We start from the raw sequence: 21738 nt of genomic DNA, 5'->3' as shown, positions 1-21738 counted from the left end.
TACAGTTAATCATTATTTCTTTGGTCTTGGAGCTGAAGATACAGTTAAACTCTTTCTTCCTTTAGCCCTTCTTCTAGCTAATACTTTACGTCCATTAGCAGATGCCATTCTTTCTCTGAAACCGTGTTTGTTTCTTCTTTTTCTCTTCGATGGTTGGTACGTTCTTTTTGGCATTATTTATATTTTTAAAAATCTTCTTTAAATTATATTTTGCTTTTTGAAATTCCGTCTGCTAAAAGCGTGGGCAAATATACAACAGTTTTTTTTTCTAGCAAACCCTATTTTTATTTTTTTAAAAAATATTTTCAATTTGCTAAATTAAGTAATTTTTATAGATGTTTTTTATGTTTTTTATTTGTTCGAATTGCTAGACTTCTTACTTTTGCCCAAACCTAACAATACCATGAACAACACTAAATACGTTTTTGTAACAGGAGGCGTAACTTCATCACTAGGAAAAGGAATTATAGCTGCTTCTTTAGCTAAACTATTACAGCAAAGAGGTTATTCTGTAACCATACAAAAACTAGATCCATATATAAATATTGACCCAGGAACATTAAATCCATACGAACATGGAGAATGTTATGTTACTGATGACGGAGCTGAAACCGACTTAGATTTAGGTCATTATGAGCGTTTTTTAAATATTCCTACATCACAAGCTAATAATGTGACTACTGGAAGAATTTACCAATCGGTAATAAACAAAGAACGTAAAGGAGAGTTTTTAGGAAAAACAGTTCAAGTTATTCCTCATATTACTGATGAAATTAAACACAGAATTCAAATTTTAGGGAATACTGGAGACTATGACATTGTTATTACTGAAATTGGTGGTACGGTAGGTGATATTGAATCTCTTCCTTATGTAGAGGCTGTACGTCAATTACAATGGGAATTAGGTGAAGACAATGCTATTGTTATTCACTTAACTTTAGTTCCTTATTTGGCAGCTGCTGGTGAGTTAAAAACAAAACCTACACAACACTCTGTAAAAATGTTAATGCAAAGTGGTGTTAGCCCTAACATATTAGTTTGTCGTTCTGAACATGAAATTAACGACAACATCAAACGTAAACTCGCTTTATTCTGTAATGTTAAAAAGCAAGACGTAATTCAATCTTTAGATGCAGAAACTATTTACGATGTTCCAAACTTAATGTTTAAAGAAGGTTTAGACTATGTTGTTTTAGATAAGTTAAATTTATCTACTCGCAAGCAACCGAAATTAAAGGCTTGGAATCAGTTTTTAGAACGTCATAAAAACCCAACTGCAACTCTTGAGATTGGTTTGGTTGGTAAGTATGTTGAACTACACGATTCTTATAAATCAATAACAGAAGCCTTTATTCATGCTGGTGCTGCTAACAAAGCTAAGATTAAAGTTCGTTGGATTCACTCTGAAGAATTAACTCCTGAAAATGCTGCTAGTAAACTTGAAGGTTTAAACGGTGTTTTAGTGGCTCCTGGTTTTGGTGATAGAGGTATTGAAGGTAAAATTGCAGCCGTGCAGTATGTACGTGAAAACAATATTCCTTTTTTAGGTATTTGTTTAGGTATGCAAATGGCAGTTATTGAATATTCTCGTAACATTTTAGGTTTGCAAGATGCTAATTCAACAGAAATGAACGAAAAAGTAGCGCATCCTGTTATTAATTTAATGGAAGAGCAAAAAGACGTTACTGAAAAAGGTGGTACAATGCGTTTAGGTGCTTGGGATTGTGAAATCACAAAGGATTCTAAAGTATTTGAAGCTTATAAATCTGAATTAATAAGCGAGCGTCACCGTCACAGGTATGAATATAATAATGATTATAAAGAGCAATTAGAAGCTGCTGGTATGAAAGCTACGGGTATAAATCCAAAAACTGGATTGGTAGAGATTGTAGAAATTCCTACACATCCTTGGTTTGTTGGTGTACAATACCACCCTGAATATAAGAGTACGGTTTTAAACCCACATCCTTTATTCGTTAGCTTTATTAAAGCTTCTTTACAACAATCGAAAAAATAAATTTTAAATCCTGTAATTTTTAATTGCAGGATTTTTTTTGAAATAAATTGGAACACTGTTTGAACTATAACGTATATCAAAATTAATCACAGTAAAACATCATAAAATCTGTAGGGTTTTACTACATTTGTCGGGTTTTTCAATTATCAGAAAAACAAAAAATGACAAGTTGACATTATAACACATAATCAATGGAACAAAAAAAATTTGATTTTAATTCCTTTATAGGAATGCTTTTATTAGGAGGAATCATGCTTTGGTGGATGAATAGCCGAAAGCCTGAAGTTACTCCTGAAACAACTGCTCAAACCGAACAAACTACGCAAGTGTCTTCAGCTCAAAATAATGTAGCGGATACTGCAATCTTAAACGATTCGTTAAGACAAATTGCTTTAAAAAATAAATTAGGGGCTTTTGCCTATGGAGCTTCTACCACTAAAGAAGGTGTCACTTCTATAGAAAATAAGCTTGTTAAATTAACGATTGATAACAAAGGTGGACAAATTACAGAAGCTTTAATTAAAAACTTCAAAACATACGATTCTCTTCCTTTATACTTAGTTAAAGACAAGAACGCTTCATTCAATATTAATTTTGGTACTACTGACAATCGTATTTTAAACACAAAAGACTTATTATTTACTCCTTCTTTAACTAAAAACGGAGACACTCAAGTTCTTTCTATGAAATTAAAGGTTTCTGAAACTCAATTTTTAGAATACCGTTATGAAATGAAAGAAGGTGATTACCGTGTTGGTTTTGCTGTACGTTCTCAAGGATTAAGTAATGTAATTAATAGTTCTCAAGCAATTAATTTAGATTGGAACTTAAAAGGTTTTAGACATGAAAAAAGTTTAAAAACCGAAAATATGTATTCATACTATTATTACAAAGCTGATGATGAAGTTGAATACTTACAAATGAACGATGATGAAACTGTAAGTGATGTTGATTGGGTAGCCTACAAACAACACTTCTTCTCTTCTATATTATCTTCAAAAACTCCTTTTAACAGTGCTAGTGTAAAATCTGTTGATTTTGCTGGAGAGGAAAAAGATAGTGTATTTACAAAAACATATAGTTTAAAAACTCCTTTAGCTTTAACTAACGGAGAATTAAACTATGACATGCAGTGGTTTTACGGACCTACTGACTATAACTTATTAAGTACTTATAAAGGTACTGGCTTAGATGAAATTACAGATTTAGGTTGGGGAATTTTTGGTTTCTTAAACCGTACTATATTCTATCCTGTATTTAATATGCTAAAAGGGTTTATTGGTAACTTCGGATTAATTATCATTTTAATGACAATTGTAGTTCGTATTATCATGTCTCCTGTACTTTATAAATCATATTTATCAAGTGCTAAGATGAAAGTGATTCGTCCAGAGATGGAGGAAATCAATAAAAAATATCCAGGAAAAGAAAATGCAATGAAGCGTCAACAAGAAATTATGGCGATTCAACGAAAAGCTGGAGTAAGTATGATGTCTGGTTGTATTCCTGCTTTACTTCAAATGCCTGTGTTCTTTGCTTTATTTAGATTTTTCCCTACGAATATAGATTTCAGACAAAAAAGTTTCTTATGGGCTAATGATTTATCTTCTTATGATATTGTTTTCCAATTACCATTTAGTATTCCTTTTTATGGAGATCACGTAAGTTTATTCCCAATATTAGCTTCTGTTGCTATTTTCTTTTACATGAGAATGAACCAAAGTCAACAAGCAAATATGCAAGCTCCACCACAAGAAGGTATGCCTGATATGAGTAAGATGATGAAGTATATGATTTACTTCTCTCCTATTATGATGTTATTCTTCTTTAACAACTATGCAAGTGGATTAAGTTTATATTACTTTATCTCTAACTTGTTAACCATTGCAATTATGTTAGTAATTAAAAACTATGTAATTGACGAAAAGAAGATTCACGCTCAGATTGAAGAAAACAAAAAGAGACCTGAGAAAGCTAAAAGTAAATTTAGACAACGTTTAGATGATGCTATGAAGCAAGCACAAGAGCAACAAGCAGCTCAACAACGTGCTAAAGGTAAGAAATAAACAAACTATTAAGTTTTATAAAAACCCCGTTTAAATTGAATTTAAACGGGGTTTATTTATTTAACAAACTGGCAAGTGAAGTTATAATATAGTCAATCAATTTTTATACTAAACTCCGTAATCAAATCTATTTGATATCATCAGCGAACACCACTGAAAGAAAAAACTACCTTAATTAATTAAAATTAAGATAGTTTAAGTATTTTTTAATTTTACTATATTAGTTATTCTTATAAAGATTAATCTTTTTATTTATCCAAATATTAACTTGTTTTTTACTATTGACCAATAACGAATCTACTAAAAACCATCTTTTATTTTTAAATACAAAACATTTTTTAGTATAAGGAAAAGTTGGGGAATATTTTATTTCAGAATTAACATTCTTTTTCAATTCTTCTTTTTCTACAACAAATACTATAGGAATAAAGTTAACTTTCTTTTCTTCTATTTTCATTTTACTAATAGAATCCTCCAAATGATATAACTCATCTTCTGAGTAGTTTTTGTAAAAACTTTTATCTTTATGTTTCAATAAAAGTAATACGTCTGCCATTCCTAAAATGTTTTTGGGGTTCAAATCTGAATCATAAATACACCCATAATCTGGTATTCTATAATAATCATTTAGATAAACAAAACTATCACACGCTAGAGTAAAATCTAACTTTTTAGAATATAAATCATCCACTACTCCATCTTTTATAGTTGTAGAGCTCTCTGTTTTTTTTAACCTTATAGTATCCTTTTGTGTTGTTCTCTGTTTTATTACAGCTTTATTTTTACAAACAACAACAACATTAAGAAGGATAATAAAAACTATTAATTTCTTCATTAGTATTATTTTTTAATTAAAATTTGGCTCGGGCCTGAAATCCCCATACCAACCAGCATGTTTAACTAAACTCTACCATTAAGCCTATAAACAGCTGTTCTTGAAACACTTTTTAAAGTAGTTCCTTCATTATTAACATTATACCTCTTACCTAATTAAAACTTCTATTATTTTTTTACTTCTTTCAAAAAATCTTTGTTTTCTAAAACTTTTTCAACTTTATTAATAAAATTTCTATTGTATTCAGATTTAACATAAAAAATATATAATTTTAAGTCTTCTGCTTGATAAAAAGTATTTGGCCCTTTAATATAGTAACCTACAACTTCATGATTAGTTCCTTCTATTTCAACATACTCTCTATAGATTCCCTTCTTTAATTTGTTTTTGATTTCTAAAATAAAAGCTGGGTCATGAAATATTAACTCTTTTATATATAGTAAATCATTATTCTTTATATTTTTAAAACGTGCTTCTCTAGTTACATTGGTTTCTTTCTTTAAAAAGTCATTGATAGTTTTATCATATTTATCCAATCTTATTTCTACTAAATCAAAATCTGTTTCAAGATATTGTGCTAAAATTTTAAAAAAATCTGTTTCTTTTTTTATTTCTATTATTAAATTTTTCTCAATCTCTTTTTCTTTATTGATATCTAAACTTTGAGAATCGTCATTAGATTCTCTTTTACAAGAACTAAAAAAAATTGTAAGTAATACAATAAATATTATTTTGTTGCTCATTCTATTATTGGTATTGTGTAAAATTATGCATTCTAATCCTACCATCAGGTTAAGTATTTCATTTATCAGAAACTCTATTTAAAATCTAATATCAACTCTCTGAAGAGATTCTTTGAGAAGTCTTTTTCCAAGAAAATCTTTTTCTGAAAAATTAAATATATATCTGTTAATATTTTTATCATATACATAATCATAACTTAATTTTTCTAATTTAAAATAATCACTAGCCCAAGATGCAATAGCAAAAAACAGCCCTTCATCCTGGTAGTCACAAGGAGAAAACTCAATAGATTCAATTGATATCATTAACTTTTCTTGCATATTGATACTACTTTCAATCCATTTTAAACCATTAATCAAAAAAATATAATACGGTTTCGTTAATCTACAATTATCCAATTTTAAATATAAATTATCATTTATTTTAAAACTATTATAATCGATTTCAGAATAAGTTTTTATTTCCAATAGGACAATTATACCCCAACTACTTTTAGAAATTTTATAGCAATACATATTATTTAACTTTTGCTTGTTAAGAAATGAAAAGCTTCTTCTTAAACTCTTTACTTTTTACAATTTCTTTTATCATATCAACATAGCTTCCATCTGAAACGGCATTAGTATAAAAAATGTATAGTCTATTTTTATAAACATAATAACCGTGTGGCATTTTAATTTCATCAAACTTATAAGTGTACTTTATTCCGTCTATAATTTCAATCTCGGAATAAACTCCAAGTTCTATTTTCTCTGCTATTTTATTTATCTCTTCCTTGTCAAGAAAAATCCATTCTTTTACAAAAACTTTTGTTTTTCCTTTTACAGACGAAAATTGTAACTCTCTTGATAACTCACTATTAATAAAAGATAAGCTATAACGTTTTGTAAAATTTATAATTTCTTTATCTAGAAAAGAACCTTTCTTTTCTAACACTAAATCATTCTTTATAGACTCTGTAAGTACCTCTATAAAATCTTTCTTTGTATCTTTTTCTTTATCGCTTATTTTTGATTCTACAGTTAATTTCTTTTCTTCCTTTCTTTCAAAAAAATTACAAGAAATAAAAAGTATTATAATAATAAATGATTGTATAACAGTTTTCATATTCATAATTACATTATAGATAATAGACTAACTACTTCAACAACTAAAGTATAAGTAGATATAATAATAACAAAATAAGCATACGGTTTTCTTCCCTATTCACTCATATAGTAACTAATGAATATCATCTTTTTTCATACTGAGACTTACATAAGTGAACTCTCCATTAAATTCAGAAAAATGTATGACTAGTACCTTTAATTTCTCACCTAATTTAGGATATTCATCTAGACTAATGTTTCTTTTTCCTATATAAGGAGCTAAAACTATTCCATAAAAATTTTTATTTATATCAACATACACTCCATAAGGCTCAACTTTAAAAACTTCTCCATAAAGAATATCACCTATTTGAATTTCTAATTTTAATTTTTCCCAACTTTCAATTGTTCTCTTATTTGTCATTCTAAAGTTTTATTCTTGAGAATCGATAGTAGCAGGTGATTCATGAAAAAACTCATATAATCTTTTACCTACTTTATATTTATTATACTTACCCAAGTTTATATCTGAGTTTTCAGGGTTTTTAGTTGAATAAAATACTTTTACCTTTTTACCTATACAACATTTACTTCCATCATCGCATTTAAAAGGTGTAACTCTCTTTTCTCCAATAATTTTCTTTTCTTCAACAAAAAAAACATACTTTATATAAAACTTACCTCCAATATAGTGTCCTCCAATAATTTCTCCTTCAGTTACAACACCATTATCTATTAGGTCATTACTCTTTGTTACAGAATGATACCCAATAAATCCCAAGATAAGTATCACAAAAAGTTTTCCCGATATTCTGTCTAATTCTGTAGACTCCATAAAAACTGATTAATAATTTCCAAAAATAGAAAAGTCCGTTTCAAAATATTAGTATGAAATCCCTTTACTTTTTATTTAACATTCCTTTAACTAAATCCATTTAAACCATTAAAGAACTTCGCAGTCTAATAGGTCTTAATTAAATACAAACATGAAATATTTCACTTACTTATTCTTATTATTTTCAATAAGTTTATTTGCCCAAGCTCCCAAAAAGAAAAGACCAAAAGTTTCTTTATCCGGAACCATTATAGAAACGCAATCAAAACAAGCGCTAGAATACGCTACTGTTGTACTTACCCATGTAAAAAGTAAACGAGTAACTGGAGGGATTACAGACCTTAAAGGAAATTTTGATATTCAAGTTCCAAAAGGTGAATATGCTATAAAAATTGAATTCATTGGATTTAAAACTAAAACACTTCCAAACCAAACACTATCTCAAAACACCAATCTAGGGACTATCACTTTATCTGAAGACACTGAAACTTTGGAAGAAGTAGAAATAATAGCAGAAAAGTCTACTGTAGAAATTCGTTTAGATAAGAAGATTTATAACGTAGGTAAAGACATGACTGTTAAAGGAGGAAATGCCTCTGATGTTTTAGATAATGTTCCTTCTGTAAATGTAGATGCTGAAGGAGCTGTTAGTTTAAGAGGAAATGAAAATGTTCGTATTCTTATTGATGGAAAACCATCTGCTTTAGTTGGCTTAACTGGAACCGATGCTTTAAGAAATTTACCTGCTGATGCCATTGAAAAAGTAGAAGTAATTACGGCTCCATCTGCTCGTTATGATGCTGAAGGTACTGCGGGGATTTTAAATATTATTCTTAGGAAAGGAAAAATTACAGGGTTTAATGGTTCTGTAAATCTTACGGTTGGTAACCCTGATCAATTTAGTCTTGCTCCTAACTTAAACTATCGTACCAAAAAAATTAATTTATTCTCTAACATTGGATATTCTTATCGTAAAGGCCCAGGAAATTCTTATTCTAAATTTTCTTATTTAGGTGACGATAATATCATAGATAGTATACAAATTGAAGACAGAACTTTTGATAGGAAGAATAAAAACTTCAATGCCTCATTAGGTTTAGAATATTTTCTTACTAAAAATAGCTCTATTACCGGTTCTTTCTTCTATAGAGACTCAAAAGGTGATGATGTAGCTACAAACAATATTGAACAGATAATGTTTAAAAATCCTGGAAAAATCTTACGTATTGAAGACGAAGATGAAAAAGGAACAGACAAACAATATTCTATAAATTATACTAACAATTTTGATGGCAAAGGACAAAAGTTAACAATCGATTTACAATATGGTGAAAGCGATGAAACTGAGCTATCACCCATTACATCAAATGGAGTTTTAGTTGAAGATAATTCTCAAATAACTACTTCAAAAGACAAACTTTTACAAATTGATTATGTTTTACCTATGGGAGAAAACAGTCAGTTTGAGTTTGGACATAAAACAACTTTACAAAATTTAAATTCCAATTTTAAAGTAAATATTTTAGACCCTACTAATAATTTTGATCCATCTAATGCTATTAACTTCAGACAAAATATCTATGCTTTTTACACACAGTTCGGTAGCAAAATAAACAAGTTTTCATACTTATTAGGTTTAAGAACTGAAATTACTGATATTGATTTAGACTTATTAACCACAAACAAAACTTCTGATAAAAACTTTACAGAATGGTTCCCAACAGTAAACTTAGGATATGAGCTTAACGATAATGAAAACATTACATTAGGATATAGTAGAAGGCTAAGAAGACCCCGTCATTGGTTTTTAAACCCTTTTGAAACTAGGAGTTCTACAACCAATTTTTTTAGAGGAAATCCAGATTTAACTCCAACCTTTACCAGTTCTTATGATTTAGGTTATAATACAAAAATTAGCAAGTTTAATTTAGGGGCTTCAATCTATTATCAAAATTCAACAGATTTAATTCGCCCAATATCTTTAACTGAAGTTAGAAATGGCAATAATGTTTTTGTACGTCAACCACTCAATTTAAATGATGAACAACGTTACGGTTTTGAGTTCACTTCTAACTACTCTCCTGCCAAATGGGCTCGATTCTCTGCTTCTTTTAACTATTTTAAATTCAAGACAGAGGCCTTTAATTACACATATAGCTATACAGACACAAACGGAAATTCAGTAACCGAAACATTACCTCTTCCTGAAGTAAATGAAAGTAGTTGGTTTACACGTTTTAATTCAAGAATAACTTTGCCAGCTAAAATTCAATGGCAAACACGTATTATGTATCGTGGACCAAGAGCAAGTGCGCAAACCGATAGAGATGGTGTATTTGTTACCAACTTATCTTTTAGCAAAGACATTTTTAAAGACAAAGCTTCTTTAGTTTTAAATGTAAGTGATTTATTCAATTCTCGTAAGCGTCAAAGCACTACGTATTTTGGTGGTAGAGAAAATCCAAGTACTATTTCTGAAGGAGATTTCCAATGGAGAGAACGTCAAATATCATTGAGTTTTACATATAGATTCAATCAAAAGAAAAAAAGAGAACGACCACAAAGAAATTTTGATGGTGGCGGTGAAGAATTTGGCGGATAAAAAAAGAGGAAACATTTAGTTTCCTCTTTTTTTTTAACAACACTTTACCATTCATTAAATAAACCCATAGCTATTCCAAAGGTCTAATAAAAAACTAAAGATTTATTTATGAAGAAAATCATTTTAACTGGCCTATTTATTTTCTTAGTTCTTGCTAATGTTTTTTCACAACAACAAGAAAACCTAACAAAAAGAATTGACCAACAACTCGAAAAAGTTCAAGAAAAATTAAAACTAGATAATATTCAACTTTTAATGGTTAAAGAGGTTGTAGTAAAATACAGTCGACAAAAAAGAGCTTTGCACAACCAAGAAATGCCTAAAGAAGAAAAAAGAGTTCAAATTAGAGAACTTAATTTAAAACAAGAAAAGGAACTAAGTCAGTTTTTAAATGAAAAACAAATAATTGAATTCAGAAAAATAATGAAAGAACAATTAAAGAAAAAGAGAAAAGAGCGACCTAGAGGAAAAAGAAACGGAAATAGAAGAAATCAATTTTAAAACAAAAAGGCTCGCAAAATGCGAACCTTTTTGTTTATAGTATTCAGAAAACTTACTTACCTTCAGCAGCTTTCTTAGCTTCTCTCTTTAATTTTAAATTTTCCCAGATAGTTCCACCAATCCAGTAAGGAACTACGAATGTTAATAAGAAAATTAACAACCAAAATCCAGTTGTAAAAATAAACATGAATAATACTAATCCTGAAAATTCTGAAAAATCTAACATTTGTTACTATTAATAATTGTTACGCGACAAAATTAAAACTATTTTTCTTTTCTTCCAATAAAATCTGATAAAAATCATTACTAAAAACTATAAGAATTTGTAATTTTGGATTTCGTTAATTTAAAGCCTTTTAAATCATTTTATAATGACAAAATATAGAATCGAAAAAGATACCATGGGACAAGTAGAGGTTCCTGCTGATAAATATTGGGGAGCACAAACAGAACGTTCTCGTAATAATTTTAAAATTGGTCCTGCTGGATCTATGCCTTTAGAAGTTGTATACGGATTTGCATATCTTAAAAAAGCTGCTGCTTATACCAATGCTGAATTAGGTGTTTTAGCAGAAGAAAAACGTGATTTAATTGCGCAAGTTTGTGATGAAATTTTAGAAGGTAAGCACGATGATCAGTTTCCTTTAGTTATTTGGCAAACTGGTTCGGGTACTCAATCAAACATGAACTGTAACGAAGTTATTGCTAATAGAGCACACGAAATTGCAGGAAAAGTAATTGGTGAAGGTGAAAAAACTATTCAACCAAATGATGATGTAAACAAATCACAATCGTCTAACGATACCTTCCCTACTGGAATGCACATTGCTGCATATAAGAAAATTGTAGAAACTACAATTCCAGGAGTTGAACAATTACGCGATACTTTACAAGCAAAATCTGAAGCTTTTAAAGATGTTGTAAAAATTGGTCGTACACACTTAATGGATGCTACTCCTTTAACTTTAGGACAAGAATTTTCTGGTTACGTTGCACAATTAAACTTTGGTTTAAAAGCCTTAAGAAATTCTTTAGAGCACTTATCTCAATTAGCTTTAGGAGGAACAGCTGTGGGAACTGGGTTAAATACTCCTGCTGGATATGATGTATTAGTAGCAAAATATATTGCTGAATTTACGGGATTACCATTTGTTACTGCAGAAAATAAATTTGAAGCTTTAGCTGCACATGATGCTTTAGTTGAAACTCACGGAGCTTTAAAACAATTAGCTGTTTCATTAAATAAAATTGCTAATGATATTCGTTTAATGGCTTCAGGACCTAGATCAGGAATTGGAGAAATTATTATTCCAGCAAATGAGCCTGGTTCTTCAATTATGCCTGGAAAAGTAAACCCAACACAAGCGGAAGCTATTACTATGGTATGTGCACAAGTTATGGGTAACGATGTTGCCGTAACTGTTGGTGGTACTCAAGGGCACTACGAGTTAAACGTATTTAAACCAATGATGGCTGCTAACGTATTACAATCTGCTCAATTAATTGGAGATGCTTGTGTGTCTTTCGATGTTAATTGTGCTGCTGGTATTGAGCCTAATCATGGAAGAATTACTGAATTAGTAAACAATTCATTAATGTTAGTTACTGCTTTAAATACTAAAATAGGATATTATAAAGCCGCTGAAATAGCAAATACAGCACATGCAAATGGTACTACTTTAAAAGAGGAAGCTATTAATTTAGGATATGTAACTGCCGAGCAATATGACGAATGGGTAAAACCAGAAGACATGACTGGAAGTTTAAAATAAAACTGTATTTTTGTACAAAACTTAAAAGCTGCAATTTTTGCGGCTTTTTTTAGCGAAAAGAATTAACCATATTAAAAGATAATGAAGATGAACAAACACGAAGAATATATGAGTGAAGCTGTAAAAGCAGCTTTACGTGGAATGCAAAATAACGAAGGTGGACCTTTTGGTTGTATCGTTGTAAAAGATGGTGAAATTGTTGGACGTGGAAATAACAAAGTTACTTCTACTAATGATCCTACTGCACATGCAGAAGTTACGGCTATTAGAGATGCTTGTAAAAACTTAGGTTCTTTCCAATTAGATGGATGTATAGTATACACTTCTTGTGAGCCTTGCCCAATGTGTTTAGGTGCTATTTACTGGGCTAGACCTGACAAAGTATATTACGGAAGTAATCAAGTTGATGCTGCTAATATTGGTTTTGATGACGAATTTATTTACAAAGAAATTCCATTACCATACGAAAAAAGAAGTATTCCTTTTGAGCAAATTGGACGTGACATTGCTTTAGAACCATTCCAAAAATGGACTGAAAAGCAAGACAAAATAGAATATTAAAAAAAATCCCTTGTAATATGTACAAGGGATTTTTTTTAGTTTTATTCTAATTGAAATCTAATAAACTCCTCTACTTCTTGTTTCGCTTTCATTGCTTCTACCTCATTAAATGTTTTTCCTTCTGCTCGTTTTATATAAGCGTCAAAAATATGACTCATATAAATAGGCGAACTATTTTTAGTATAACTCACTGCATTATGACAACTAAAACAATTTGCTAAATTCCCTACATTAACTTCCGACAATTTATCTTGAAAAGTTTGAGTAAATGTTTCCATAGTAACATTTGCACAATTTAATGATCCTCTAGCGAAAGCTCCAGGATAAGCACTAGATACTTCTCCTCTTAATCCCACTAATATTTGTGCTTGTTGCTCTGGCGTAAATCCATCAGTATCTATCCATATAGAACCATTATAAAAATAGTTTTTCCAAGGCCCTTTTTCTTTCTCTAAATGCCCTTTTACACAAGCATTAATATCTCTGATGTTTTCAAAGTTTAAAGGCTCTTCTTGACTCGTATTCTTCATAAACGCTCCCGTACTATCTCTTGGAACTCCATATTGAAACAAATCAAAAGCTTTACTTTTTAAAACAGGTTGTTTTGTTAATGTATCCCAAGTTATACCTGCTATTCCAGAAGTTTCTCCTTTTTCAAATAACAATTTCTCTGTTGAAGAACTTGCTTTATCCTCTCCTCTGTCATAATTTGGAGCCATATCTGTATGCTCAAAAGTTGCCCAAATAAACTCAGGATGATTTTCTACAACTCCTACAACATGCATTCCTAATAACGCTACTTCTGTATTAACATAATCTACTCCGTTTTCACTAATTCCAGCTACTGTTGTATAATAATCGTCTATTTTATCTTCTGGAATGGCCGATTTAGCTACCCAAGAAACTTTTAATTCTAATGAACCCACTGGAAAAGACGATAAATTATCTTTCGATAATGTTCCGTTCAAAATAGAATCTTTAAACTTAGTTGCAGCTTTTTTGAATATTGGACTTACATGAATTGAATAGTAAACCGTTTCTGCTTTATTATTCTTTTTATTGTACGCTGGATTAGTTTTTAATATTCCTGAAGGTCCAGCTTGTTTAGTATCACTCAACATCACTGCAACTCCATTTTGTAATGGAACATCATCTAAATGTGAAGTTACCTGATGCATTCTTTGAGGATTTAAGAATAAAGGTAATTTTTTAGTAATGACTATTGGATCTGGTTGCCCTCTAATTATTATAGGAATTAAATCTACCTCAATAGTTGGTTTTGTTAACCATAAAAATTTTTGCCAAGACCATTGATGAAAAATTCTATTTGTAGTACTAGATACATCAAAAGGACTTCCTTTTCCTTCTTCTGGTGGAGGTGTTTGTTCGTGAGGAAACCAATCGCTCATACACAAACTCGCATTTGACTTCTCGTTATAAGCTATTTTGTCTTTCTCTTTTTTTAACTCTTTTTCTTCTTTTTTACATGAAGTAAAAATAATAGCGCTCAAAATGAGTACTGCTATTAAATTTTGTTTTAATAGTAATTTCATAATTGGTTAGTTTTTGTTAATTACTAACAAATTATAGATTTTTGACACAGCGTCTTAAAAAAATGTCATGAAACCCCGATTTTACGTTGTGAAAAAAGAAATATTAGGATTTAGAAAATAATATAACAAAAAAGCCAGTCATTTTTAACTGGCTTTTTTGTTATATTATTTTATGCTTCTGTTTTGGTTGTTTTTCTAAACATTAACCACACCCCGATTAAAACTAACGGTATACTTAATACCTGTCCTGTATTTAAAGAGTTCAATACCCAATCTTCTCTTCCTTCTACTTGTGGTTTCTTTAAAAACTCTATAAAGAACCTCAATGACCATAACACAACCATAAATAACCCAAATAAGAAACCTGATTGATTCTTTTTGTCTGTTTTCCAATAGAAGTACCAAAGTGCAAAAAACAGTCCTAAATAACTAAATGCTTCATATAATTGAGTTGGGTGACATGGTACTGTTTCACCTGCTCTTTTAAAAATAACTCCATAGCTACTTCCTGTTGGCTTTCCATAGATTTCTGAATTAAAGAAATTTCCTAGTCTAATAAAGAAACCTGATAAAGCTACCATAATCCCTAATCTATCTAAAATAAATAGCCAAGGTTTATGTAAATGTTTCTTAGCATAAAAGTACATAGCAATTGGAATACCTATTGCTGCTCCATGACTAGCAAACCCAGTAAATCCAGTAAATTCCCATCCTTTTACGAGTCCAAATAATGTCGAAGTTCCTTCTACCTCTTTAAATGGTAAAATTATTTCTAACAAATGATTTTGATAATGCCCCCAACTATAAAAGAAAACATCTCCTAAACGCATTCCTATTAACATAGAAACGAATACATACATAAATAACGGGTCCAATTTTTCTACTGGAATATTATCATTGATGTAAATTTTCTTCATAAAACGAAGTCCTAAAACAAATGCTGCTACAAACATTAAGCTATACCAGCGTATTCCTAAACTTCCAATTTTTATGATTTCAGGATCTAAATCCCATACTATTGATAAAAAATTCATTTATATAATTTTAATTTGTCTTTATTGCTCATTAGAACAACAACAACTGTTATTCTTCTTTTTTTCTGGAACAGGATCATAACCACTTCCTCCCCATGGATGGCAACTAAAGATTCTTTTTAATGCCAACCAACCACCATAAAACAATCCATGCTTTTGTAAAGCTTGTATTGTATAACTCGAACATGTTGGAGAATACCTACATGTTGCTGGTGTAAATGGTGAAATTGCAGTTTGATAAAATCGAACCAACATTATAAACGGGTATGTTAAAATCTTTTTCAACTTACTGCCAATCCTTTTTTAATAATTCATATCGTCTATCGGTACAATTATCTTTTTCATTATGAAATTCCTTAACTGGTTTTAAAAACTTATTCAACACTTTATTAGATGGAATATTTTCCACCCAAACATCTGCTGTTATTTTTTCAAACTTTAATGATAAAAAAGAATGATTAATCATTTCTTTAGTAATTTCTGTGGCATAACCTTTACCCCAAAAATCTTTTCTAAAACGATATCCTAATTCTCTCTCCTCTTCATCATTTGTAAGAAAACCTGCTAAACCTATTAATTCATTTTTATTTTTCTCAAAAACTCCCAAAAGACTAATCTCATTTCCTTCTATATCTCCATCAAAAGAAAGTGCTATTTGAAATTTCATTTCAACATTTTCTTCCGAAGGCTTTTCTTGAGGAATTGCGCTTATTATTTCTTCAGCAGTTAAAAGTTCTACAAACTCATTTCTATGAATCTCTTCAATTTTTTTAACTACTAGTCTTTCAGTTTGAAAAACCATAACTCTTAATTAATTGTAAAAGTTGTTCCTTCTCTTCCGTCTTTTAATTGAACACCTAAAGCCAATAACTCATCACGAATCTGATCAGATAATGCCCAATCTTTATTCTCTCTTGCCTCCTTACGTAACTTAATTAATAATTCAACAGTACCATCTAATGTTTTGGTATCCTGCTGAGTTGTTTCTGAAACTAATCCTAAAACATCAAAACAAAAAGCATTTAACGTATTTTTCAATTCTTCTAAATCATCAGAAGAAATAGTTGCTTTTTTATCTTTTAATAAGTTTATAAATTTAACAGCATCAAATAAATGCGCAATTAAAATTGGAGTATTAAAATCGTCATTCATGGCATCATAACATTTCTGTTTCCATGCTTTTACATCAAACTCAGAAGTTACTTTATCTGCATTAATCCCTTTTAAGTTTTTAATAGCTTCCATCAACTTATTAAATCCTTTTTCTGAAGCTAACATTGCTTCTCCAGAGAAATCTAAAATACTTCTATAGTGCGCTTGCATAATAAAGAACCTTACTACTCCTACACTAAAAGCTTTAGGAAGAATATCATTCTCACCTGTTAAAATAGCTTCTGGCAGAATATAATTCCCAGATGATTTAGCCATTTTCTGACTATTTAACAACAGCATATTTGCATGCATCCAATAATTAACTGGCTGTACACCTGAACATGCATGTGATTGAGCTATTTCACACTCATGATGCGGAAATTTTAAATCCATTCCTCCACCATGAATATCTATTTGTTCTCCCAAATATTTTGAACTCATCACAGAACATTCTAAATGCCAACCTGGAAAACCATCGCTCCATGGCGAAGGCCATCTCATAATATGACGTTCATCTGCTTTTTTCCAAAGTGCAAAATCTTGTGGATTTTTCTTATCCGATTGCCCGTCTAATGCCCTTGTATTGTGAATTGCATCTTCAACAGTTCTCCCTGATAAAATTCCATAATGACTTGTTTCATTATATTTTAAAACATCAAAATACACAGATCCATTTATTTCGTAAGCTAATCCTTTATCCATGATTTCTTTAATCATTTCTATTTGCTCTACGATATGACCTGTTGCTGTTGGCTCTATGCTTGGAGGTAAAAAGTTATAAAGTGCAGTTACCTTATGAAAGTCTACCGTATAACGTTGTACGACCTCCATAGGTTCAATCTCTTCTAAACGTGCTTTTTTCGCAATTTTATCTTCTCCTACATCTGCATCACTTTCTAAATGACCTGCATCGGTAATATTACGAACGTAGCGAACTTTAAAACCTAAATGTAACAGATAACGAAACACCATGTCAAAAGACATAAATGTTCTTACGTTTCCTAAATGTACATTGCTGTATACAGTTGGACCACATACATACATTCCTACACGTCCTTCGGTTACTGGTTTAAAAAGCTCTTTAGATTTTGTTAAAGAGTTATATATTTTTAGTTGATTTTCTTCGTATAATTTCATAGAAATAGTGACTATTAACAGATGCTAAAGATAGTCACTTTATGAAGAATAATGAAAAAGAATTTGTTAGCAATTTTATAAAAATTTAAAGTAATTATTTTTACTATAGATTATTGTTTTTTTAAGGTTAATTGACTGTATTTCCCTTTAATTTCTACAGTTTTATTTTTTGAAGTTATTATAAAATCTCCATTAAATTTTAAATCTCCATTTTTTAAAGTTCTCATATTATCGCTAACATCAAATTTTAGTTCTCCTTGCATATCTAATACATTTATCCCAGCACTTGAATAATTTAAATATACTTTAAAATTGTTATGATTAGGATGTATTTTCTTGATTGTTAACTCTCCAAATTTGTTAATCAACTCTACATTATCATAGATATTATCTACTATTACTCCAGATGAATTTGTATCTAAAGTTGTATTAGCAACCGATGCTACATGAGCATCGGTTACATTATTTAAGAACAACGTACAGGCGTTTAATGAATTTATAGTTACTGGAGAATAAGATACATTTAACTTTCCTCCATTTAACACATCTGCCTTGAAAGTACCATAACTTACTTTACCTGAAGCTTTCGTTTTTGGTAATTTGACTTTACAATGACGTGTATTTAAATCGAAAGTAGCATTCTTTGGCACTTTGATAACGATCTTTTTAGTTACTTTTATTTTTTTCCCATTTACCGTAAAATCATTTCCTTCTGTTGAATACGAGTAACTATAACTTGATGGGTTTTTACCCATTTTTTTAAGAAATTTATTTCTTTTAGATTCAATCAACATTAATCTTAGTTCTCTTTCTCTTTTCTTTACTTTTTCTTTTAGCTCTTTTTGTTTTTCCAGCACTTCTTTTTTAGCTTCTAGAAGTTCTCTTTTCTTTTTTCTATTTAATTTTTTTCTTTCTTCTTTTAATTTCTTTTTAAGCTTTTTGTATTTTTTACTTTTCTTAAACTTTTCCCATTCTTTTTTTGATTTTATAGTAATATCATTTGTTTCATCTTTCCATTGAAAAAAATAATTATCTCCATCTTTAGCATACTTATCAAAATCAAACTCCTCAAGCTCTACACCAAAAGCAATCTCTTCAAAGTTAATTTCTGGAATTACTACATCTGGAATTTCTATATTATCTATTTCTGGAATTATAATAATATCATCGTCATCGTTATCATTATAAAATTCATATATCTTAGGAAGGTTATTTCCTGATGAATTAAAGTATACAATATTATCATTACCTATAGAATTAAACCTATTTTTATTAGCACTGATTTGTACCTTACTTTTATTTCCTAGAGCTTCAAATCCCCAATTTTTTAAATACTTTTCAGCTTCTTTTTTCTCTAGCCCTTCTACTTCTATAACAGCTTCTACTGAAACTTCATTCTTGTTCCATGTAGTTACATCTATCTCTGCATTTGAAGCATTAATATTCACCAATACATCTTTATTAGTATTGAAATTTTCACTAAATTTCTTATTGTATTTCTGTGCAGATACTGCCGTAGTTAGCAGTAAAACTAAAGCACTTATTTTAAATCGTTTGAATGTCATTTTGAGTTGGATTTTTAAATTCTTTTAATTGTTTTTGCATACGTTTTAACAGCTGTAAACGCAATTGCAGATTTCCAATCAATGCATTGATAGTATCATCGTTAACTCCTTTTTTATTGAGCTCTTCGGTTAACGACTTATATTCTTTGGTTAATTCTCCTATTTTAGATAAATAACCATCAAATAATTCTTTATTATCTTCAGTTAATTCTAACTGACTTAATTCGTAGTTTATCGTATTTACGTAATATGTTTCTAAGGTTTTTAACTCAGGAGATACATTTCCTAAACTAATTTGATTATCTAAAGGATTAGGCTTTTCAACAACAGTAGATTCAACTATTTCAACTCCTCCAATAGGATAAAATTTAATTCCTAAACCTAAAAGTACAACTATAGATGCTGCAACATATAGCCATTGATATGACTTTTTCTTTGATGGTTTCTCATGCAACTCTTCCATCAACCTCTGTTGAAAACGCATTCTATGATTTGCTGACAATTCAGCTCGTTTCTCAACATCTTCTTTTAATATTTCTCTAATATCTTTTTTAGACATGGTGTACTGCTTTTAATTGTTCTTGTACTTTTTTCTTACCTCTTAACAAGTGTGTTCTAGAGGTTACTTCTGAAATTCCTAATATTTGTGAAATCTCTCTATGATCATAACCTTCTAACAAGAACAAGGTTAATACAACTCTATACTTTTCTTTTAATTTTTCTATACAACTTACTATTTGTTGATATGATATTGTAGCTGCCACATTCCAATCCTCATTATCATCATCTATCATTGTAGTTACTTCATCATTAATAGAAATCAACTCTACTTTCTTTTTCTTTAACCAATCTATACTCTGATTAATTACAATTTTTTTTAACCAAGCTCCAAAAGCGACTTCCTCTTTATAATATTGAATATTTTTAAACGCTTTTATAAATGCCTCTTGCATTATATCTTCAGCTACATAAGCATCTTTTACATAACGACTTGCAATTGTATGCATAGCTTCGCAATACAAATCATACAATTGCATTTGTGCTTTTGCATCGTTGTTTTTACATGCATCTATTACCGATTGATGTAGCTGTTTAGTTGGTTTCATTTTTGATTTCTTATACTAAAGACGATACTTTTTTCCTAGTGTTGCATTTTTGCTAAATTTTATTTCTAAATTTACATTATTATTTCGTTTTCACTTGATATGACTGACAAAAACAAATCTGCTCTTTCTGAAAAAGATGGTGTTTCTCAACCAGAAACAACCAGTAAATCTTCTGCTGAAAAAATAAAATTAAACAGAAAAAAAAGAACTACAACTCTAGAATTCGTAAATCATATTTTAGCGGGTAATATTCCTTTTTTAAGTAGAGCAATTACTTTAGTTGAAAGCACAAATAATAAACATCAAAAACAAGCTAACGAAATTTTAGAAGCTTGTTTACCTCATGCCAATAAATCTGTTAGAATAGGTATTACTGGTGTACCTGGAGTTGGTAAGAGTACTTTTATTGAAGCTTTAGGAAAACACCTTACTTCTTTAGGAAAAAAAGTAGCCGTTTTAGCTGTTGATCCTAGTAGTTCTATTAACAAAGGAAGTATTTTAGGAGATAAAACTCGAATGGAACAATTAGTTACTGATGAAAATGCATTTATCAGACCTTCTCCTTCTGGTACTTCTCTAGGTGGTGTAGCTCAAAAAACTCGTGAAAGTATTATTTTATGTGAGGCCGCTGGATTTGACACCATTATTATTGAAACCGTTGGAGTTGGTCAATCTGAAACTGCGGTACACTCAATGACAGATTTTTTCTTACTCTTAAAACTTGCTGGTGCTGGTGATGAACTACAAGGTATTAAACGTGGAATTATTGAAATGGCTGATGCTATTGTAATCAACAAAGCTGATAGTGGTAATGAGAAAAACGCTAAGATTGCTAAAGTTGAGTTTAATAGAGCGTTACATTTATATCCACCTAAAGATAGCGGATGGCAACCTAAAGTTTTACTAGCTAGTGCGCTTCACAACAAAGGAGTTGATAATGTATATCAAATGATTAATGAATATATAAGTGCTGCAATAGAAAGTAATTACTTTGACACGAAACGAAATGCTCAAAACAGGTATTGGTTATTGGAAACCATAAACCAGCAATTAAAAGATAATTTCTATAACAATTCTGCTATTAAAGAATTATTAAATAATGAGCTTATCAAATTAGAAAATGGAAAAACAACACCTTTTGCTGCTGCAAATAGACTATTAAATAAATAA

23 protein-coding genes are annotated in these 21738 nt (G+C 30.0%); 7 read left to right on the top strand and 16 right to left on the bottom strand.

Translation table 11 applies throughout. The annotated features are described in order from the left end of the window. Positions 1 to 12: 12 nt before the first annotated feature. A complete protein-coding gene (rpmH, locus tag Q0958_RS10150) occupies positions 13 to 174 on the bottom strand; it encodes a 50S ribosomal protein L34 (RefSeq protein ID WP_093871631.1) in 162 nt (53 codons plus the stop codon). A 229-nt stretch (positions 175 to 403) separates the two neighbouring features. On the opposite strand from rpmH, the gene Q0958_RS10145 reads away from it, so the two are divergent. Together Q0958_RS10145 and yidC are read left to right on the top strand one after the other, a co-directional pair. Further along, positions 404 to 2017: a CTP synthase gene (locus tag Q0958_RS10145; RefSeq protein WP_299122608.1), complete on the top strand. Its 1614-nt coding sequence runs from the start codon at positions 404 to 406 to the stop codon at positions 2015 to 2017. 191 nt (positions 2018 to 2208) lie between these two features. Next, positions 2209 to 4083, top strand: a complete 1875-nt coding sequence (gene yidC, locus Q0958_RS10140) for a membrane protein insertase YidC (protein WP_299122606.1) — start codon at positions 2209 to 2211, stop codon at positions 4081 to 4083. 220 nt (positions 4084 to 4303) lie between these two features. Here yidC and Q0958_RS10135 read toward each other — a convergent pair whose 3' ends face one another. The 6 genes from Q0958_RS10135 to Q0958_RS10110 form a co-directional block, all read right to left on the bottom strand. After that, complete coding sequence (locus tag Q0958_RS10135) at positions 4304 to 4918, bottom strand: hypothetical protein (protein ID WP_299122604.1); 615 nt, start codon at positions 4916 to 4918, stop codon at positions 4304 to 4306. A gap of 167 nt (positions 4919 to 5085) precedes the next feature. Then, complete coding sequence (locus Q0958_RS10130) at positions 5086 to 5661, bottom strand: hypothetical protein (RefSeq protein WP_299122602.1); 576 nt, start codon at positions 5659 to 5661, stop codon at positions 5086 to 5088. Between the two features lie 78 nt (positions 5662 to 5739). Next, complete coding sequence (locus Q0958_RS10125; RefSeq protein ID WP_299122600.1) at positions 5740 to 6177, bottom strand: hypothetical protein; 438 nt, start codon at positions 6175 to 6177, stop codon at positions 5740 to 5742. A 19-nt stretch (positions 6178 to 6196) separates the two neighbouring features. Continuing rightward, complete coding sequence (locus Q0958_RS10120) at positions 6197 to 6769, bottom strand: hypothetical protein (RefSeq protein ID WP_299122597.1); 573 nt, start codon at positions 6767 to 6769, stop codon at positions 6197 to 6199. Between the two features lie 114 nt (positions 6770 to 6883). Then, positions 6884 to 7174, bottom strand: coding sequence for a S1 RNA-binding domain-containing protein (locus tag Q0958_RS10115; protein WP_299122594.1), 291 nt, complete (start codon positions 7172 to 7174; stop codon positions 6884 to 6886). A gap of 9 nt (positions 7175 to 7183) precedes the next feature. Then, entirely contained in the window at positions 7184 to 7585 is a 402-nt protein-coding gene (locus Q0958_RS10110) for a hypothetical protein (protein WP_299122592.1), read from the bottom strand. 151 nt (positions 7586 to 7736) lie between these two features. Here Q0958_RS10110 and Q0958_RS10105 point away from each other — a divergent pair, with 151 nt between their 5' ends. Both Q0958_RS10105 and Q0958_RS10100 read left to right on the top strand, forming a co-directional pair. Then, positions 7737 to 10187, top strand: coding sequence for a TonB-dependent receptor (locus Q0958_RS10105; protein WP_299122590.1), 2451 nt, complete (start codon positions 7737 to 7739; stop codon positions 10185 to 10187). Positions 10188 to 10295: 108 nt separating this feature from the next. Further along, complete coding sequence (locus Q0958_RS10100) at positions 10296 to 10688, top strand: hypothetical protein (protein WP_299122588.1); 393 nt, start codon at positions 10296 to 10298, stop codon at positions 10686 to 10688. Positions 10689 to 10740: 52 nt separating this feature from the next. On the opposite strand, the gene Q0958_RS10095 is transcribed toward Q0958_RS10100, so the two are convergent. Beyond that, entirely contained in the window at positions 10741 to 10914 is a 174-nt protein-coding gene (locus Q0958_RS10095) for a hypothetical protein (protein WP_167850394.1), read from the bottom strand. A gap of 145 nt (positions 10915 to 11059) precedes the next feature. Between Q0958_RS10095 and fumC the strand changes: the two genes are divergently transcribed. Together fumC and Q0958_RS10085 are read left to right on the top strand one after the other, a co-directional pair. Then, on the top strand, positions 11060 to 12460 hold the full coding sequence (gene fumC / locus Q0958_RS10090) for a class II fumarate hydratase (RefSeq protein WP_150901429.1): 1401 nt from the start codon (positions 11060 to 11062) through the stop codon (positions 12458 to 12460). Between the two features lie 87 nt (positions 12461 to 12547). After that, complete coding sequence (locus tag Q0958_RS10085) at positions 12548 to 13021, top strand: nucleoside deaminase (RefSeq protein WP_150901430.1); 474 nt, start codon at positions 12548 to 12550, stop codon at positions 13019 to 13021. 41 nt (positions 13022 to 13062) lie between these two features. Here Q0958_RS10085 and Q0958_RS10080 read toward each other — a convergent pair whose 3' ends face one another. The 8 genes from Q0958_RS10080 to Q0958_RS10045 form a co-directional block, all read right to left on the bottom strand. Continuing rightward, positions 13063 to 14574 (bottom strand): hypothetical protein, encoded by a 1512-nt coding sequence (locus tag Q0958_RS10080; protein ID WP_299122578.1) that lies wholly within the window; start codon positions 14572 to 14574, stop codon positions 13063 to 13065. A gap of 170 nt (positions 14575 to 14744) precedes the next feature. Next, positions 14745 to 15608: a prolipoprotein diacylglyceryl transferase gene (gene lgt / locus Q0958_RS10075; protein WP_299122576.1), complete on the bottom strand. Its 864-nt coding sequence runs from the start codon at positions 15606 to 15608 to the stop codon at positions 14745 to 14747. Positions 15609 to 15629: 21 nt separating this feature from the next. Then, a complete protein-coding gene (gene yidD, locus Q0958_RS10070) occupies positions 15630 to 15893 on the bottom strand; it encodes a membrane protein insertion efficiency factor YidD (RefSeq protein ID WP_299122574.1) in 264 nt (87 codons plus the stop codon). 1 nt (position 15894) lies between these two features. Continuing rightward, entirely contained in the window at positions 15895 to 16410 is a 516-nt protein-coding gene (locus tag Q0958_RS10065) for a GNAT family N-acetyltransferase (RefSeq protein ID WP_299122572.1), read from the bottom strand. A 5-nt stretch (positions 16411 to 16415) separates the two neighbouring features. Next, a complete protein-coding gene (gene cysS, locus Q0958_RS10060; protein WP_299122570.1) occupies positions 16416 to 17897 on the bottom strand; it encodes a cysteine--tRNA ligase in 1482 nt (493 codons plus the stop codon). A 110-nt stretch (positions 17898 to 18007) separates the two neighbouring features. Further along, positions 18008 to 19462: a hypothetical protein gene (locus tag Q0958_RS10055; protein WP_299122566.1), complete on the bottom strand. Its 1455-nt coding sequence runs from the start codon at positions 19460 to 19462 to the stop codon at positions 18008 to 18010. Continuing rightward, entirely contained in the window at positions 19443 to 20021 is a 579-nt protein-coding gene (locus tag Q0958_RS10050) for a hypothetical protein (RefSeq protein WP_299122564.1), read from the bottom strand. Before Q0958_RS10050 ends, Q0958_RS10055 begins: the two co-directional genes overlap by 20 nt. Further along, complete coding sequence (locus Q0958_RS10045; RefSeq protein WP_299122562.1) at positions 20014 to 20568, bottom strand: sigma-70 family RNA polymerase sigma factor; 555 nt, start codon at positions 20566 to 20568, stop codon at positions 20014 to 20016. The genes Q0958_RS10050 and Q0958_RS10045 overlap by 8 nt, the downstream gene beginning before the upstream one ends. Positions 20569 to 20667: 99 nt before the next feature. Between Q0958_RS10045 and meaB the strand changes: the two genes are divergently transcribed. Further along, positions 20668 to 21738 (top strand): methylmalonyl Co-A mutase-associated GTPase MeaB, encoded by a 1071-nt coding sequence (gene meaB / locus Q0958_RS10040; protein WP_299122560.1) that lies wholly within the window; start codon positions 20668 to 20670, stop codon positions 21736 to 21738.

The organism is uncultured Tenacibaculum sp. (assembly GCF_947499065.1).
GTDB lineage: Bacteria > Bacteroidota > Bacteroidia > Flavobacteriales > Flavobacteriaceae > Polaribacter.
The sequence above is the reverse complement of the archived record's forward strand: the minus strand, read 5'-3'. Positions and strand labels throughout refer to the sequence as shown.